The following is a 17,652-nucleotide window of genomic DNA, read 5'->3' as shown; positions in this document are numbered from 1 at the left end:
CTCACGCATCATAAAATACCGCCAGCCATAGGGTTTCGCCCTGTATACAAGTCGAAGCGACGCGGTGTTTTTCATGGGGCGCGATGGTGAGATAATCTCCTGGTTTAAGTGTTAACAATCTACCTTGCTCAAATTCGAGTTGTGCCTCTCCTTTGAGCAACATCACCCATTCATATTGTGTTTGATCGTACCAATCACCCTCAGGGGTTGAATGGCCTTTGGAGATAATGCGCTCAATCTTCACATTGCCATTTCCGGCAAGGGTTTCAAACACTTCTTGTGAAAGATCACTTGGGAGTGACTGATAAAAATTTTGTAGCATCATGAATCCAGATCTCGACTTAAGGGCAAGATAATCTATTGAGAAACCAAAGTATAACCCGTTATCATAGGCCTATTTGACTTAAGAAATTTACCAGATAAGTCAGTTGTATCATATGGATTTGGAGATGTTGACCTATGTCGTTGTTGAACGCATTTAAAGCAAAGTTGTTTAATACCAAAGAAAAACGCGGCGTCCAGCAAGACATTCCATCTCAAGCAGCTCGGCCGCAAGCCACTCAAGCAGCCTCCTCGTTTAAGCCTTATTTTAGCCTTGCCATCCAGGCCACTCCGGCGCAAGCCAATCGAGTGGATACTCAGGCAGCGATAAATCGATATTATTTTGATAACCCGCAAACCATTGAACTCCTTGGCTGGGAACATAAACATGAGTCCTGTACTTTTCACGATACTCAGTTTGACAGCATTGAGGTCAATGGACCTGGGCAATATTTTTATCTAGGCAAAGATAAAACCTGTAGTCTGCTCCCTCATCCCAATAATGCCCAGCAAACACTATGGCAAGTTGAACTCTATAACCAACAAGATTTAGTGACTTGCCATTTTATTATCGACTCAGCTCATACCGTTCAAGGCGATATGCAAGATTTCTCCAGCCTCACAGGGAAATTGCAGCGTACTTTACATCAAATTCATACCGAGCAAGGGCGCTCGCTGCTGAGGATAATCACCCTATCCCCTAACATCACTCAGGCGGTAGATTGCAATTACTTTGGTGAGCGCAACGGGATAACGCGCCAGCTCAATGCCTTAGGTGTACTGCAATTTGAGGGGCATTTCGTTAATGACCAACAACTTGGCCGCCAAACTTGGTACGACCATGAAGGAAAAATCAATCAAGTCGAAGAACGCCAGCTCGATGGTATGTTACTCACCTACTACCATAGTAATGGTCAGATAAGGGAAACCGCAGAAAAGGATAGCGAAGGCAATTATATCAATCAGTTAAAACGCTATTATGAATCTGGCAATCTATGGCTGACGCGCCCAATGGTGGCAAATCACATCCACGGAATTGAGTATATGTACTATGAGGATGGCAAGCTGCAAGCCGAATTAACCCATGATATGGGTAAGCCTGTTAACGAGCTTTGGTATCATCCCAATGGCAATCTGAAGCAAGAAGTCCACTTCAATCAGGTGGGCAAACGCATTGAAACTTACTATGAAGACGGCCAACTCGCTTGGCGAGTACAACTCAATTCACAGGGGGTAAATGAAGGCCTACGTCAAGAATGGCACCCCAATGGCGTACTCGCCAAGCAGCTCAATTTTAGTAACGGTATCGCCCATGGCAACAGTGAACAATGGTATCCCAATGGGCAGTTAGAACAGTGCATTCCCTTTGAAAATGGCCATGAACAGGGCCTTGCCACTTGGTACCATGAAAATGGCCAACTCGCCCTTGAAATCTACCTTGAAAAGGGCTTAAGAGAAGGATTATTTCGCAGTTACTATGAGAGCGGAGTCCTATCTGCCGAAGGTCAATATCGACATAATCTCTCGATCGCGCCTTTTATTGAATACTATGAAAACCAACAAATTCAAATGTATTTGCCCCATACCCAAGGCAATCGTGATGGCACAGCGCGCTGGTTTTATGAAGATGGCACCATCCGCACTATTACAGAATATGTCGTTCGAGAGGGACAGGGTTATCTCAAACAAAGTAGCGCCTACAACAAGCAGGGCATCCTTGAATCCTTTGAGAGCCACTCAAATACTCGCTGCGGCTATAATCTTGAGAATAATCAAAGGCAATACTATCAAGAAGGCACTCCTGATACTCGGATAGAATACTATCAAGATGGGACAATTCGTTGGTTGTTAACTCGCCTAGAAGGAGAACGATACAGCTCAAAATCCTTTTCTGAACAAGGCAAACTCATCGAAACGGGTTTTATCACCTATATCGATGGTGATTACCTTGATGTCGGCCATTGGCAACGATTTACGCCTCAAGGGCAACTGTATCGTGAAGCGTGGCTCAGCGACGATGGTAAGCTCAATGAAAGCCGCCATTATTTTGATGGCGCAGAGGATACACAGGAACAAACTGCAACAATTCAAGCTGGTGCTGATAAAACTCACTTGAATCTTACAGAAGTGACTTCAACTGGAGCAGACACCGCAACCTGGCAGCAAGCAAAACAACCCGCTCCTATCCTCTCTTATCATTTAAAATTTGACCCAGATAGCCAACTCTACGCCATGAAGCGCTATCACCCCAACAGCCAAATCGCTGAGGAGGGTAACCTACACTTCCAAGGAGAAGAGCAATTTTGGGTCGGCATCCATAATCAATATGATGAGCAAGGTCGAATCACACTATCAGAAACTTACACTATGAGCGGCAAACCGATAGAACAGTCTAACGACATAAACTACCGAGTATTAAATTGATTGGATATAAGCAAGCACACCTGCTTGCTTATAATATCTTGATATAAAAGTATTAAATCAAAAGACTACAGTGCGAAAGTGGCGATAGTCTTTTGGATCCCGACCACATCGGTGCCGCGCTTAAGCTCCTTTACCAGTGGCTCACTTCGACCTGAAATCCAAATTCTTAGCTCGGCATCCATATCGAAATGGCCTGTAGTTTCTACTTCGAAATGGGTGATAGATTTATAGGGCACGGAGTGATAGCTGGTTTTTTGGCCCGTGAGCCCTTGCTTATCAATTAAGATCAAGCGCTTATTAGTAAATACAAACAGATCGCGGACCACTTTATAGGCCAGCTTTAATTCTTCCTGAATCCCCATGATTGGGCGCAGCTCTTCGGCCAGCTCCTGTAAATTCACCTCAGAAGCATTTCCGAGCAACCCATCTAATAGTCCCATGCTGACATCCTTTATTATTAAAATTTTTCAATAAAGTATCCTTTCAGTAACCCATAGGCAACAATGAGAAAGCTGAGCAGCTGAAAAACAGTAAAGAATCCACCTTCTGAAGAAGGTGGCTTTGTTTTAACCCCCTAAAAGGGGGCCTTTATTCAAGAGCAAGTTGACCCTGCTCTTGCCGCTCTACTTTCTCTTGATGCCTAACGTATCTACGGATTATTTCCTCGTTAATTCCAATCGAATCGACGAAGTATCCTCTCTGCCAAAAATGATTTCCCCAAAGTTTATTCTTACGTAGGTAAGGAAATTTACTGAATATTTTCAAAGCTATCTTACCTTTTAACGCCCCCATTAAATTCGATATAGATATCTTCGGAGGTACCTTCACCACTAAATGAACATGGTCAACTTGAACATTTAGCTCCATGACTATGCATCCCATTTGATGGCAATAAACCTGAATGCATCGATAAACCTCTTTTCCGACATTACCTTTCAATATCCGAAAGCGGTACTTTGGTGTCCAGACTATATGATATTGACATCGCCAGAACACATGCGATGCTTGCTCGTATCTACTCATGTTATTTGCCTCTTTTGACTTCGCTAAAAATCAAAGATGCATTTAACATGGGTAGGTATACAGGCAAAGCCTCAAATGATGATAACCACCTACTGAAGTAGGTGGTTTTGGGCTAAAAATAAAAAAAGGGAGCATTGAATGCTCAATGCTCCCTTGCTATCAAGGCATTAATTAAAGCGCTTTTTGGCCGCGAACCTGACGGTTTTCACCGACAACAAGCATCTCGCACTTAGGGCAATCAAATACTAACTTAAGTACATCGTTACCGATTTCGAGCACCATAGGATCGGCCTTTATTCCCGGCACTTCCTTAGGACAAAGATTAAAGTTAAATCTCAGGCAGTGCTTAGTCACCATCAAAGGCACGTCTTCAGTCACGCCGTTTTTCTCGTAGGTATCCTGAATTTCAATCACGCCATGGCGCTGATAAAAATCTTTGGCCTTTTCGTTTGCCACGTTACCTAAGTAACTTAAGTGTTTGAATGGATACACAGCATCTTGGTTATATTTCCAAGGTTTTGGGCGTTGGTAGCCCTCAACACGGGCAAGTTCTAATGCCGCTACCGCATCACGGCGCAGGCCGTTAAGCGTTGAAGCAGGCAGGAACCAAGGCTGAGCTGTTTCGATACTAATCTGGCGCGCCGTAAAATCGGTACTGCCAAGCTTGGATAATTGTGTACGAATCGTCTGCAAGGTTTTTTCAGCGTCGGTGGCGGGCGTCTTTTCAACTTCCAACTCAACCGTAGCACTGAGGCCGTAGATATCGGTTAAAGTCAGCGCTACGCCCCTGGCGGTATCGGTTAAACGCATATCTACACCGATAATTCGCTTGGCCGACTCTTTCGCTAACAAGGCTTCAAATGCCTGATTATGGTTACGGTATAAAGTCATACCAACACGTAAATCCCGTGGAACTTGTAACACATGCAGCTTATGGCCTTCGGCGCGGTTTACCCGTAAACCTTGCAACTTGTCGTCGGACTGCTTTGCCATCGCATAATTGGGTGGAAAATACGCTAACCCATCACCGTTATTAAATTCGTGGGTTGAACTGACTTGAATAAAATCCTTACCAAGAGCAACCACTTTACCCACATCTTGGCCAATATATTTGGGCGAGCGAAAATCTTTAATCCCTTGGCTACGCTCATGGACAAAATAGTCGGTGCTGCCACGATTAAAGGTTTTTTCGGGATCTGGGGTAAACGTATGCTCAGTACGGCCATGGGATGAAGCCACAAACTCAGGGCGACGCGCCATAATGGCATCGAGTTTTTGGCGATAATGAGCAGTCACGTTTTTTACATAACTTAAATCTTTTAAACGCCCCTCAATTTTGAAGGAGCGAACACCGGCATCAATCAAAGCTTCGAGGTTATCGGTTTGGTTATTATCTTTTAATGAGAGTAAGTGCTCGTTTTGCGCCAACACATCCCCTTGGCGGGTCTTAAGATTGCCCGGTAAGCGGCACATTTGCGAACATTCACCGCGGTTAGCACTGCGATTACTAAAGGCATGGCTTAAGTTACATAATCCACTGTAGGCCACACACAGGGCGCCGTGGATAAAGAACTCAATCTGCATATTGGTATGAGCCGCAACCTCACGGATTTGGCTTAAGCCCAGCTCGCGCGCCAGTACCACCTGCGAGAATCCCACTTGCTCTAAGAAGGCCACTTTTTCGGGATTACGGTTGTCCATTTGCGTACTAGCATGCAGCGCAATCGGCGGCAGGTTAAGTTGCAATACGCCCATGTCCTGCACAATCAGTGCATCGGCGCCCGCGTTATACACATCCCAAATCAGTTTTTCTGCGGTTTCGAGCTCATCGTCCATCAGAATCGTATTGAGGGCGACAAACACTTGAGCATGATACTTGTGTGCAAAAGCACATAGGCGAGCGATATCTTCCACACTGTTACCCGCCGTCGCACGCGCCCCAAATGCTGGACCACCGATATAAACCGCATCGGCACCATGGCGAATGGCTTCAATACCATAATCGGCATTTTTTGCTGGCGCCAATAACTCTAGACGGTTATTAACGTGAGAAAGTGTCTCAGGGGTGTAAATCTCTGGCTGGCTCATACTTCACAGGCTCAAAATGAACAATAACGAAAAAGGTGACGAGTATAACAAAAACTCAAATCCAGCTCTATCTGCAAATCATTTTTCGCTGGATTAAAGCGAGGCGAACTCAGGAGGAGAGACAACAAACTTGCACCCCAGAGCCTAGCGGAGTATCTTTGCCGCGCATTATTGAATAGGCGCGATTATGACTGATTTTATTTACCAACCACCAACAACTCCCTGGCTCGATGTGCTTTACCAAGATAAAGACATTATCGTCGTCAACAAGCCTTCGGGGTTGTTATCAGTGCCTGGTCGCGATCCCGCCCATTACGACAGTGTGTACGCCCGAGTAAAAGCTGAGCATCCGCATTGCCAAATCGTCCATCGCCTTGATATGGCGACCTCAGGTGTAATAGTGGTTGCGCTCATTCGTAGCGCCGAACGCGAATTAAAACGCCAGTTTCATGATAGAGAAACCAGCAAAACCTATCTCGCCAGAGTCGCCGGCCATGTCAAAAACGATACAGGTAGCGTAGATTATCCGCTGATCTGCGACTGGCCCAATCGCCCAAAACAGAAAGTTGACCACGACATTGGCAAGCCATCATTGACCCATTTTGAAGTGTTAAGCCGCGCCAAGCGCTCGACGCTGGTTAAACTCAAGCCGATTACTGGGCGCTCACACCAACTCAGAGTACATATGATGGCACTCGGCCATCCGATCCTAGGCGATGGCTTTTACGCCGATCCACTGGCCAAATCCTTAGCACCGCGATTATTACTCCACGCCGCAGAGCTTACGATCAAACACCCATATACGGGTGAACCTATGACATTCAGCGCTAATGCCTCCTTTTGCGAACCAGAAGGTGAGCAATGATCACTAAAAACAATTAAAAAACGCAAAAGCAGTAGCCATTCCCTATAAAAAAACGTAACTTTATGACAATTCATTATGTTATAGAGAGTTTATTTATGGAAACCGCATTTCAGCGTGATCAGCTAGATAACCATATCCTCGAAGCCTTAATGCAAGACGCGCGCACACCTTTTGCCGAACTTGCCAAACGTTTTGGCGTGAGTGCGGGTACCATTCATGTGCGTGTCGAGAAAATGAAACAAGCGGGGATTATCACGGGTGCCCAGATCACCATCAATCCCAAGGCACTGGGTTACGATGTCTGCTGTTTTATTGGAATTAATCTCAAAAGTGCTGGCGACTACCCCGCCGCCATCGCCAAGCTAAACGCCCTAGAAGAAGTGGTTGAAGCCTACTATACCACTGGCAACTACAGCATTTTTGTCAAAGTCATGTGCCAATCCATCGATGGCCTGCAACATGTGCTGATTAACCGCATCCAATCAATCGACGAAATTCAATCGACTGAAACCCTGATCAGCCTGCAAAACCCGATTACACGGGCAGTAAAGCCTTAATCAACCCACGAATATAAAGCTCAACAAACAGAACGATATATTGCAAAAGTATGACTTAAGTCTTTTTTACTTCAAAAGTGTTAACCGTACGATATTTTTGTGTTACAACTCCATTGCTAGCCACAAAATGCGCAGCATAATTATAACAATTTAGCTACAAGTGCGATTAATTTTGCACTACAAGCATTAATTGACAAGGAATGAAGTTGTGAAGACAAAACTATCTATCGCTATCTCCGCGGCACTATTATCAAGTGCTGCTGTTGCAGGTACAACTGCTCAGTACAATACAACCAATCAAACAACTGATAAGTATGCAGGCTTAAGCGTTACTAAAAATGATAGTAACGAACAAAAACAAGCTGTAGCTTGGATGGTAAAATTAAAGGCACCTTCTCTTGGGCAACAAAGCCAGCTGAAGGGATTTAATAAGCAATCGGTCATGAGCCAAATTGAAAGCTCTCAAACCAAAGTCAAAAATGCAATTAACAGCATGGATGCTGATTTAAAAATCGTTGCAACAACATCAAAATTAGTAAACTCGATTGTTGTGGAAGGTAATCATAAGCAAATTGCATCCCTGCTTAACAACGCTGAAGTAGCGGCTATTCTGCCAATCTATGACTACAAATTAGATGTTGCCGCAAGCGCTGAATACATCAAAGCAAAAGCAGTGATTGATGCAGGTATTGCCTCGGGTAAAGGTCAACGAGTTGCCGTGCTCGATACTGGCGTTGACTATACCCACAAAGCCTTAGGTGGCTCAGGATTAGTTGCTGACTACAAAGCAGCCGTCGCAGCAAAAAGTGAAATGCCAAACTGGCCACAAGGCAAAGTCATTGGAGGTTGGGACTTTGTTAATAATGATCCAAACCCAATTGATGTCACAACCAATCATGGTACTCATGTAAGCCATTCTGTTGTTGGAACAGCTCCAGATGTTGAGCTGCTCGTATATTCAGTATGTAACTCTGGCTGTTCTGGTATCGCTCAATTAAACGCTCTTGAAGCCTCTATGGATCCAAACGGTGATGGAGACATAAGCGATCGCGTCGACACTGTTAACATGTCGTTAGGCGGTGATTTTGGTGATGTAGAGGACGGCGCCGTTCAAGCCATGATCAATGAAATGGTCAAACTAGGTGTAAACCTTGTGATCTCAGCCGGTAACGATGGTCCAACACCTTTTGTGGTCGGTGGCCCAAGTACCACTAATAGCGCTCTTTCTGTTGGCGCAATGACGCATCCAACGACTAAAGTTGGCAAAATTGAAGCATCCATAGCGGGTAATACAGTCACAGCAATTGGTGCTGGATTTAATAAATCCAATGCTTATAGCTTCACAAATACCGTTGCACCGATTGTTTACCCTGCTGCTAATAAAAATGGCTGCGCGGCTTATACTGAAGATTTAACAGGCAAAACGGTGCTAATTGACCGCGGAACCTGTGGTTTTACAGTTAAGGTACTAAATGCTCAACTAAAAGGAGCCTCATTTGTTATTGTGGCTAACAACGCAGCCAATGCTGGTGCGATTGTGATGGGCGGGACCGACGACAAGATCACCATTCCTTCGGTAATGGTTTCTAAGGAAGATGGCGATGCAATCAAAGCAGCACTCGCATCTGGCGATGTTCCATTTAGTATTACATCAACTGAAGTCACTACCGCAGGTGCCATTGCGACCTTTACGTCAAGAGGTCCATCAATCGGCGGAACCTTAAAACCTGAGATCACCGCACCTGGTACTGATATTCTCACCGCACACCCAGGATTAGGTGAAGGATTAAGTCCAATCAGCGGCACATCATTCTCTAGCCCGATTACAGCTGGTGCAGTCAGTATCATTCGTGAAGCCTTACCTCATCGCAATGCATTTGAGGTAAAAGCGACCATCATGAACGCTGCTAACCTTGATGTAACGCTGGAACCTAAAGAAATCAACCCTGATACAGAGCTTGCACCTATCAGCTATATCGGTTCAGGTTTAGTTGACGTAGAAAAAGCCATTAATCTGCCCGTTGCGGCTTGGAATAAAGACACCAAACAAGCGGCGTTAGCCTTTGGCTTATTAGCGCTCAACAAAACCACATCAATCACTAAGACAGTTACTGTTAAAAACTTCTCTACGGCTGAAAAAACTTACGCCTTAAAAGTCGATCAACGTTTCCAAAACGATCTTGATTCAGGCGCCTTAAGTTTTGCATTACCAGCCAGTGTCACTATTCCTGCCGGACAAACCGTTGATTTTGATGTTACTGCAACGATTGATCCAACTAAGTTGCCAGAATGGACGCTAACCTCATCATATGAACTAGACGGAACTGCTGCAGATGCATCAGTAGCACTGACGCTATCTGAATACGATGGTGCAATTGAGTTCATGGATGGTGAATCGAAAGCACTCCACTTGGTATACCACGTGTTACCTAAAGCAGCGGCGGCAATTTCAGTTGAAACTGAAGTCACTGAAGACGGTTTAGTTCGTACACTAACCAACGTTGGTGCAACCTCAATTACCGATCCATTTACAGCTCCATTGATCGCAACAAGCCCTGTCGACGAATCTAAACGCCATGACTTGTTAAATGCATCGAGTGAACTGTTGCTCAGTAGCTCATGTGATACTGGCATTGCAATCTATAACACCTTACAAATGCGCGATCCTATCGTTCATGCGTTAGTGGCCAGTTATGACGTAGACTATGACCTAAACAATGACGGTGTTTGGGACTATACAGCAGCAACCGCAAACCTAAACTGGTTTAACGATGCCTATCCAAGATCAATCTATGGTTTAGTGGCTAAATATGGCACTTCATCAGGTACGCTTGAGCCTGTTTTCCACGTCACAGGTAATGACTTCCTAACCAGCAAAGTGTGTTTTGAAGACATGGGGTTAACTGAAGCAGACTTAGGTAAAACCATTAAAGTTCGTTACCGTGTAGAAGACAGTGATTGGGCTCCGACACCTTCTGGTGATGAAGACAGTGTTGTTGCATCGCTTGTACTTGATGGCTCAGGAACATCAGCCATGTTAGTGGATAGCGATGGAAAAGAAGTCACTGAACTCAAACCAGGTGAAAGTGCGATTTTAGAAGCTCAAGTTGGTGATAACGCTAAAGGCTTTATGTTCCTGTCGGACTCAGGCTCTATGTCTGTTGTGGCTAATACCACTGATGAAGGTAACTCAGCGCCAACGGTAGAAAACTTAACACTATCAGTTAAGAAAGGTACTGCTGCTGGGACCGTATTAGGACAAATAAAAGCGACTGACCCTGATATGCTGACAAGCCCGTTCTCCGAATTTGTGACTACAGGCTCGAATAGCAGTATGGTTTTAGTTGCTAAAGATGGAACAGTACGCTTAAGTGACGACGCTGTAATTAATCAGCAAAGCAAAACTATGGAAGTTGAAGTTATTGCTCTAGATACGATGGGGAATGCTTCTGCACCAGCCAAAGTGACAGTGTTGATTAATAACACTAAGCCAACAGTCTCTCCTACCAGTGCAAATGCTACTGAGAACTCATATGTAGCCTTGCTAGCAAATGGTAAAGATGCTGATGGCGATACTTTAACTTACACTTGGAAGCAAACATCTGGTCCTGCAATAAGTTTTGTTAACGGCTCAGATAAACTTGGATTTACAGCCCCTGCAGGTGACAACGTTTACACATTTACCGTTGTCGCATCTGATGGGGTAGATGATAGTAATACTGGTACATCAACAGTGACAGTTAAAACAACAAAAGCAAACAATGCTGGCGGTACCTCCGGCGGTGCGCTGGGTTGGTTAACGGCATTGTTATTACCTCTGGCGGCATTGCGTCGTCGTATGAAGTAATCTGTTCACATAAGTAAGTAAACAAAAGGGAGTCTAAATGACTCCCTTTTTATTATTCAATGTGTCCTGTCCTGAAATACGTGAGACATTGATGGTATGAACAAGAACCGGATTACGAACGCAGCCCAATACCTCTTGAAATAAGGTAATACGCAACACCCCAAAGTACAGCGCAAAAGCCCACCATGATGCCAATAGAAAGCGGAATGCTGATATCGGCAAAACCTAAGAAACCGTAACGGAAGACGTTGATCATATAGACCACAGGGTTGAGTGCCGAAACGCCTTGCCAAAAGGATGGCAGTAACGACAGTGAATAGAATACTCCACCAAGGTAAGTTAATGGCGTGAGCACAAACGTCGGGATGATGCTGATATCATCGAAACTCTTGGCAAATACCGCATTAATTAATCCCCCTAAGGAGAATAACACTGAGGTTAAAAATACCGTCATGACGACTAGGCCCGCGTGGTGCAAACTGATGTCGACAAAGAACATCGCCACCAGCGTCACGATTAAACCAACGCATAACCCCCGAGCGACACCGCCCCCTACATAGCCTGCGATCATCACATAGTGAGGCACGGGCGCGACCATTAACTCCTCGAGATTACGCTGAAATTTCGCGCTATAGAAAGAACTCGCCACATTCGAATAGGAGTTAGTGATCACCGACATCATGATTAGGCCTGGCGCGATAAACTCCATATAAGATACACCCCCCATATCACCAATGCGGCTACCGACCAAGTTACCAAAAATCAAAAAATACAAGGTCATAGTGATTGCAGGCGGAACTAAAGTCTGGATCCAGATCCGAGTAAAACGGTTGATTTCCTTGGTTAATATGCTTTTGAAGGCGATAAAATACAGCTGTTTCATGCCTTAGCTCCTTGGGTTTTCTTCACTAACTCCACAAACAATTCTTCTAACCGATTGGACTTATTGCGCATCGACAACACTTCCACATTGGCCGCGGTTAATTGGGTAAACACATCGTTGAGATTGTGATCCTTTGCCACATCGACCTCTAAGGTATGCGGATCGGTTAAACGGCACACCATGCCATCGAGTGTGGGCGCGACATTGATATCGCGGCGAAGGTCGAGGATAAAGGTTTCAAGATTCAGCTTACTCAGCAAGGCCTTCATGCTAGTACACTCCACCAGCACGCCCTTATCGATAATGCCGATATTGCGGCACAACATTTCAGCTTCTTCAAGATAGTGGGTGGTCAGTATGATAGTCACACCCTGCTGATTAATTTGCTTGAGGAATTCCCACATTGAGCGTCGTAGCTCAATATCGACCCCCGCAGTTGGTTCATCTAAGATCAGTAACTTAGGTTCGTGCATCAGGGCGCGGGCAATCATTAACCGCCGCTTCATCCCCCCCGACAAGGTGCGGGACTGACTATTACGCTTCTCCCACAAATCAAGCTGGCTTAAGTATTTTTGGGCTCGCTCAAGAGCCACGGCCTTAGGTACGCCATAATAACCCGCCTGATTCACCACAATTTGCAGCACAGTTTCAAACTGGTTGAAGTTAAATTCCTGTGGCACTAAACCTATGCACAGCTTGGCTTCCTCGAGTTGCTTATCGATATCAAAATCAAAAACCTGCACAGAGCCAGCAGTTTTCTGCACTAAGGAGCTGATAATCCCAATGGTAGTCGACTTACCCGCGCCGTTAGGGCCTAACAGTGCAAAAAAGTCTCCCTGTTCAACGGTAAGGCTAATGCCCTTTACCGCTTCTACACCGCCTTTGTAGGTTTTTTTTAGCCCCTCGAGTACGAGAGCATGGGCATGCTTGGCCATAGTGCTACCTGATCCTGAAAGAATAAACGAAATACTAAAATGGTGACGAAAACAGCAATTGCAATACGCTAAGCTGTATAAAAACGAATTATGACTCTAATTGATTGAAAAAATAGTTATTAATTTATTAAAAATAACTAATAGATCTCCACACACATAGGTCAGTTACACCAAATCGCATTCGTGTGACCAACTTTCTACACAAAACAAAACTCCCGCCTAGGCGGGAGTTTGAGTCATAACGCATCTGAGCTTATTCGAGCGGCACCACTTTGGCGATATAAGGTAAGTTGCGATATTGCTCAGCATAATCGATGCCGTAACCCACAATAAACTCATCTGGGATAGTAAAACCGATAAAGTCGACTTTGACATCCACTTCGCGGCGCTCGGGTTTATCCAACAGAGTGCACAGGGCTAAACTCTTTGGCTCACGCAATAACAGCATTTCGCGCACTTTGTTTAAGGTGTTACCCGAGTCAATTAAGTCTTCCACAATCAACACGTCGCGGCCCGCGATATCCGATTGCACATCCTTCAGCACTTTCACATCCCGTGAGCTGGTCATGGAATTGCCATAACTCGAAACCGACATAAAATCGATTTCAACATGGCCTTTAATACGGCGGCACAGATCAGCCATAAATACGACTGAGCCTTTTAATAATCCCACCATCAGCAAACGCTCGCTGTTGGCATAGTGGGCATTGATTTGCTCGGCCATTTGATCCAATTTTTGGCTAATCTCTTCAGCGGAGATCATCACTTCGGTGGTGTGTTTCATATCAGTCTCAATTGTCGATGTCAGTAGGGGAGTGATTGTCATAACCCCAACGACTCGTTAATGCATGGTCAACGCCCAAATGATCGAGGATTCGAGCGACCATGAAGTCTACCAGATCTTCAACCGATTTGGGATTGTGATAAAAGCCAGGCGCCGCAGGCATAATAGTGACACCTAAGCGCGATAGGTTGAGCATATGCTCTAAGTGTATGGCATTAAAGGGAGTTTCCCGCGGAACGAGGATCAGTTGACCGCGTTCTTTTAACACCACATCTGCCGCGCGCTCGAGCAAATTGTTGCTCATACCAGTGGCAACAGCCGCCAGTGTCCCCGTCGAGCAAGGGCAAATCACCATTTGTTTAGGGGCAGCACTGCCTGAAGCTGGCGGCGAAAACCACTCATCTTTGCCTAATACCACTAACTCGCCAGATAAGGTTATCTTCTTCTGTGCCAGCACCTCGAGCAATTGTGCCTTGGCTTTATCGCTATTAGCACTAAGCTGCAAGCCATGCTCAGTGGCCAGCACCACACGGGCGGCGCTTGAGATCATTAAAAACACTTGATAGCCCGAGGCCAATAAGCATTCTAATAATTTCAAACCATAGGGCGCGCCCGAGGCACCAGTCCAGGCTAAGCTAATGGCTTTATCAGATTTGGCATAGACCATATTAGTCCGCCTGCTGAACAAACTGTGGGCTCACTTCGAGCGCCGCCAACAGTTTCTTATGTAAGCCGCCAAAGCCGCCGTTACTCATCACCACGATAGTATCACCCGCTTTTGCCGAGGCAGCCACTTTAGCGACAACATCATCAATTTGATGCAGAACAGTCACAGGGATCACCGCCGCTTCCATCGCCTCTTTCATGTTCCAATCTATAGTATCGGCTTGATATAAAAAGGCTTCGTCCGCTTGCAGCATGGAATGAGCCAGCGTGTCTTTGTGCACCCCACTCTTCATAGTGTTCGAGCGTGGCTCTAATACGATAGTGATTTTGCTTTGACCAACCTTGGCACGCATGCCCTTAATGGTGGTCGCAATCGCCGTTGGATGGTGAGCAAAATCATCGTATACACTCACGCCGTGGACAGTGCCCAACAGCTCCAGACGACGTTTCGGCGGCACAAAGCGAGTTAATGCTGCAATAGCAGCACTCGGTTTAACCCCAACATGGCGTGCGGCCGCGATGGCCATTACTGCATTTTCGATATTGTGCTGACCAATCAGCGCCCATTCGAGCACACCTTGGGATTCGCCGTCGAAGAAGACTTCAAACTCGTGGCAATCATCACTTAAAGCCTTAGCATGCCAACCCTTAGTCACCTCAGCGGTGTGGAAGGTCTCTTGCTCGCTCCAGCAGCCCATCTCAATGGTTTGTTTTACCGCGTGGGAATCGGCAGGCCAAATCACTTTGCCTTGCCCTGGCACGGTACGGATCAGATGATGGAATTGTTTTTGGATCGCCGCTAAATCGGCAAAAATATCGGCATGGTCAAATTCGAGGTTATTGATCACCAGCGTACGGGGATGATAATGCACAAATTTAGAACGCTTATCGAAGAAGGCGCTGTCGTATTCATCGGCTTCGACCACAAAAAACGCCGATTCCCCTAAACGGGCCGACACGCCAAAGTTTTGCGGCACGCCGCCAATCAAGAAACCGGGTTGATAACCACAATCCTCTAAGATCCACGCCAGCATGCTTGAAGTGGAAGTCTTTCCATGGGTACCAGACACGGCTAACACCCAACGTTCAGGCAGAATATGATCGGCTAAAAACTGTGGTCCAGAGGTGTAAGGGATCCCAAAGTTTAATACCGCTTCGACACAAGGATTGCCTCGGCTCATGGCATTACCAATCACCACAAGATCAGGATAACTACCCGCTTCACCTAACTGACTTGGATCAAAACCTTGAATGAGTTCAATACCTTGCTCTTCAAGCTGCGTACTCATCGGTGGATAGACGTTGGCATCCGAGCCTGTCACTCTGTGCCCTTTTGCCCTAGCCAAGAGTGCAATACCACCCATGAAGGTTCCACAAATTCCTAAAATATGTACGTGCATACCGCTCGCTCTGATGTTTTTGAATTCAAGGCTATTCTAATCCATAGCACAGCAGATTGGCAGGTTAGGATCTCGGAAAAGCCACATCTTCGGCAAAGATCCTGAGAGTGGAATAAATTTTAACAATTGGCTGAAGTTTAACTAACAGAATTATGCCACTAGGCTCACTTATCCGCGCAAGCTGGCATAGAGCTTGGGATATTGACTGCGGTGACGATTAAAGAGGAATTGACGTAGGGCTTCTCGCTCTTCGGCTTCGGCCTGAAATCTGACAATCGCCAGTCCCTCTTCATGGCGGATAGGCTCGATTTTAACCCGCATGGTTTCACCATCGGGTAACTGTAATTGCAGTTCTTGGCTATCGACCAACTGTTCAAACTGTTGCGGTGATTTAGCACGAATCGCCATGCCAGAACTAGATAAAGACACCACAGACCATTGTTCACCCTGATCTTGGTCGAAGATCCACACATCTTCAGGCTGAGTCAAACGCCAACTCCGCTCAGCCCCTTTTGCGTCTAACACTTCAGGCACCCCAAGAGTTGGCTGTAATTGGCCAAAATCATCGAGGCGCATCTCAAGGGGAAACCAGAGTTTATAGGAGCCGACTTCAGCCAATAGGGTCAGCTTGGCCTTACCCAATAGCGAGGCGAGTGCCTGTGGCACCTCGGTTTTGACCGTTAATACATGGTTAACCAAAGGCTCAGGATGAGCATCCTCAGTGCTATGGGTTATACGATTGGGGGAAAATAGCTCTCTAAAACAAGCTAATTCCTCTAAGGTTAAATGCGGCTCATCAACCATACGACAACCTACTCAGATGAATCACTTGTACAAAAAATTACCACCAAAGCGTGACTCTGTATATTTTTTCAGCGATTAATTTGCAAAAAAAGAAAAGTAGGCTAGCAAGGTTAAGATCTGACTCCAATTACCCATTTGCACTATTTGAAGATGGATGATTCCTGAATTTAAGCAACTCACTTATCTTTTTGCTGACTGGCAGGAGGGGCGAATAACAGCTTAAGCCGCTCTGAAAAGCTCAGCCCCTTAGTCGTGACATCACTAAACATATCGCGCCATTCGCTAAAGGTCACTTTGATTGGATTAAAACTGTTGACGGGTTTAGTGATGCCGTAAATCACGGTTTCCTCTTCAGGAACAAAGGTACCGAAAAGTTTGTCCCAGATAATCAAGATACCGGCATAATTTTTATCGATATATTGCGGATTACGCCCATGGTGCACCCTGTGGTGGGAAGGCGTATTAAACAGCCATTCCAATGGGCCGAGTTTTCTCACCGCTTGGGTGTGCACAAAAAACTGTAATCCCAAATTGAGCAGCACCACAAAAACCACCCAATTAGGGTCGAAACCCAAAATTACCAACGGCAACCAAAACACCCACATACCAGCGAAGGGATACATCAAACTCTGGCGAAACGCGGTGCTAAAATTCATATTCTCCGAACTATGGTGCACCACGTGGGCTGCCCACATCCACCGTACTCTATGGCTCGCACGATGGAACCAGTAATAGCAAAAATCTTGGGCAATCATCAGCAGCACAAAGCTGAATGGCCCCATTTGAATATCGAATAATTTCCAACCAAATACCGCAAGATACAATTTAGCGATCAGCAGGCCGGCCAAGATATCCACCCCTTGGTGCATGGCGGCGAGGCTAAAATTACACAACACTTCCTTTGGATAGTAACGGGCGCTAACGGGCAGTTTTTGTCTTCTGTCACCTAAGTACCATTCCAGCAACATGCAGACAAAAAAAAGCGGGGCAAGTACCAGTAACAGTACTTCGGGATGATTAATTAACGCTGCGATATCCATATACCTTTATCCTAT

The 17,652-nt window shown here is 45.6% G+C and carries 15 protein-coding genes; 4 read left to right on the top strand and 11 right to left on the bottom strand.

All coding sequences use genetic code 11. From position 1 onward, the window contains the following. Position 1: 1 nt before the first annotated feature. On the bottom strand, positions 2–322 hold the full coding sequence (locus tag KXJ80_RS06870; RefSeq protein WP_055647738.1) for a cupin domain-containing protein: 321 nt from the start codon (positions 320–322) through the stop codon (positions 2–4). A gap of 137 nt (positions 323–459) precedes the next feature. Between KXJ80_RS06870 and KXJ80_RS06865 the strand changes: the two genes are divergently transcribed. Beyond that, the gene (locus tag KXJ80_RS06865) at positions 460–2,745 is read left to right on the top strand and encodes a toxin-antitoxin system YwqK family antitoxin (RefSeq protein WP_259474641.1); all 2,286 of its coding nucleotides are present in this window, start codon (positions 460–462) and stop codon (positions 2,743–2,745) included. Between the two features lie 65 nt (positions 2,746–2,810). Here KXJ80_RS06865 and KXJ80_RS06860 read toward each other — a convergent pair whose 3' ends face one another. The 3 genes from KXJ80_RS06860 to KXJ80_RS06850 form a co-directional block, all read right to left on the bottom strand. Then, entirely contained in the window at positions 2,811–3,185 is a 375-nt protein-coding gene (locus tag KXJ80_RS06860; RefSeq protein WP_037421824.1) for a PH domain-containing protein, read from the bottom strand. Positions 3,186–3,333: 148 nt separating this feature from the next. After that, positions 3,334–3,768, bottom strand: a complete 435-nt coding sequence (tnpA, locus tag KXJ80_RS06855) for an IS200/IS605-like element ISShes8 family transposase (RefSeq protein WP_039978090.1) — start codon at positions 3,766–3,768, stop codon at positions 3,334–3,336. A 171-nt stretch (positions 3,769–3,939) separates the two neighbouring features. Further along, positions 3,940–5,856: a peptidase U32 family protein gene (locus KXJ80_RS06850; RefSeq protein ID WP_047539475.1), complete on the bottom strand. Its 1,917-nt coding sequence runs from the start codon at positions 5,854–5,856 to the stop codon at positions 3,940–3,942. A 187-nt stretch (positions 5,857–6,043) separates the two neighbouring features. Between KXJ80_RS06850 and rluA the strand changes: the two genes are divergently transcribed. The 3 genes from rluA to KXJ80_RS06835 all read left to right on the top strand — a co-directional run bounded on the left by rluA (position 6,044) and on the right by KXJ80_RS06835 (position 11,125). Further along, complete coding sequence (gene rluA / locus KXJ80_RS06845; protein ID WP_037427817.1) at positions 6,044–6,721, top strand: bifunctional tRNA pseudouridine(32) synthase/23S rRNA pseudouridine(746) synthase RluA; 678 nt, start codon at positions 6,044–6,046, stop codon at positions 6,719–6,721. A 95-nt stretch (positions 6,722–6,816) separates the two neighbouring features. Then, positions 6,817–7,278, top strand: coding sequence for a transcriptional regulator AsnC (gene asnC / locus KXJ80_RS06840; protein ID WP_011073571.1), 462 nt, complete (start codon positions 6,817–6,819; stop codon positions 7,276–7,278). A 208-nt stretch (positions 7,279–7,486) separates the two neighbouring features. Beyond that, positions 7,487–11,125 carry a S8 family serine peptidase gene (locus KXJ80_RS06835; RefSeq protein ID WP_259474640.1) on the top strand — a complete coding sequence of 1,213 codons (3,639 nt, stop codon included), beginning with the start codon at positions 7,487–7,489 and terminating at the stop codon, positions 11,123–11,125. Between the two features lie 112 nt (positions 11,126–11,237). Here the strand turns inward: KXJ80_RS06835 and KXJ80_RS06830 are convergent, their stop codons facing one another. The 7 genes from KXJ80_RS06830 to KXJ80_RS06800 form a co-directional block, all read right to left on the bottom strand. Next, positions 11,238–12,008: an ABC transporter permease gene (locus KXJ80_RS06830; protein WP_011715945.1), complete on the bottom strand. Its 771-nt coding sequence runs from the start codon at positions 12,006–12,008 to the stop codon at positions 11,238–11,240. Next, the gene (locus KXJ80_RS06825) at positions 12,005–12,943 is read right to left on the bottom strand and encodes an ABC transporter ATP-binding protein (RefSeq protein WP_047539469.1); all 939 of its coding nucleotides are present in this window, start codon (positions 12,941–12,943) and stop codon (positions 12,005–12,007) included. Before KXJ80_RS06825 ends, KXJ80_RS06830 begins: the two co-directional genes overlap by 4 nt. Before the next feature lie 253 nt (positions 12,944–13,196). Further along, entirely contained in the window at positions 13,197–13,727 is a 531-nt protein-coding gene (hpt, locus tag KXJ80_RS06820) for a hypoxanthine phosphoribosyltransferase (protein WP_037421839.1), read from the bottom strand. A gap of 7 nt (positions 13,728–13,734) precedes the next feature. Next, positions 13,735–14,394 (bottom strand): flavin prenyltransferase UbiX, encoded by a 660-nt coding sequence (locus KXJ80_RS06815; protein WP_218738026.1) that lies wholly within the window; start codon positions 14,392–14,394, stop codon positions 13,735–13,737. A 1-nt stretch (position 14,395) separates the two neighbouring features. Beyond that, positions 14,396–15,793: a UDP-N-acetylmuramate:L-alanyl-gamma-D-glutamyl-meso-diaminopimelate ligase gene (gene mpl, locus KXJ80_RS06810; protein ID WP_218738025.1), complete on the bottom strand. Its 1,398-nt coding sequence runs from the start codon at positions 15,791–15,793 to the stop codon at positions 14,396–14,398. 168 nt (positions 15,794–15,961) lie between these two features. Further along, positions 15,962–16,597 (bottom strand): hypothetical protein, encoded by a 636-nt coding sequence (locus KXJ80_RS06805; protein ID WP_055647732.1) that lies wholly within the window; start codon positions 16,595–16,597, stop codon positions 15,962–15,964. A gap of 176 nt (positions 16,598–16,773) precedes the next feature. After that, positions 16,774–17,637 (bottom strand): sterol desaturase family protein, encoded by an 864-nt coding sequence (locus KXJ80_RS06800; RefSeq protein ID WP_218738024.1) that lies wholly within the window; start codon positions 17,635–17,637, stop codon positions 16,774–16,776. Positions 17,638–17,652: the final 15 nt, after the last annotated feature.

It is taken from the genome of Shewanella xiamenensis (assembly GCF_024971755.1).
In the GTDB taxonomy this organism is placed as follows: Bacteria; Pseudomonadota; Gammaproteobacteria; order Enterobacterales; family Shewanellaceae; genus Shewanella; species Shewanella xiamenensis.
This window is presented reverse-complemented; position numbering and strand designations above follow the sequence as displayed.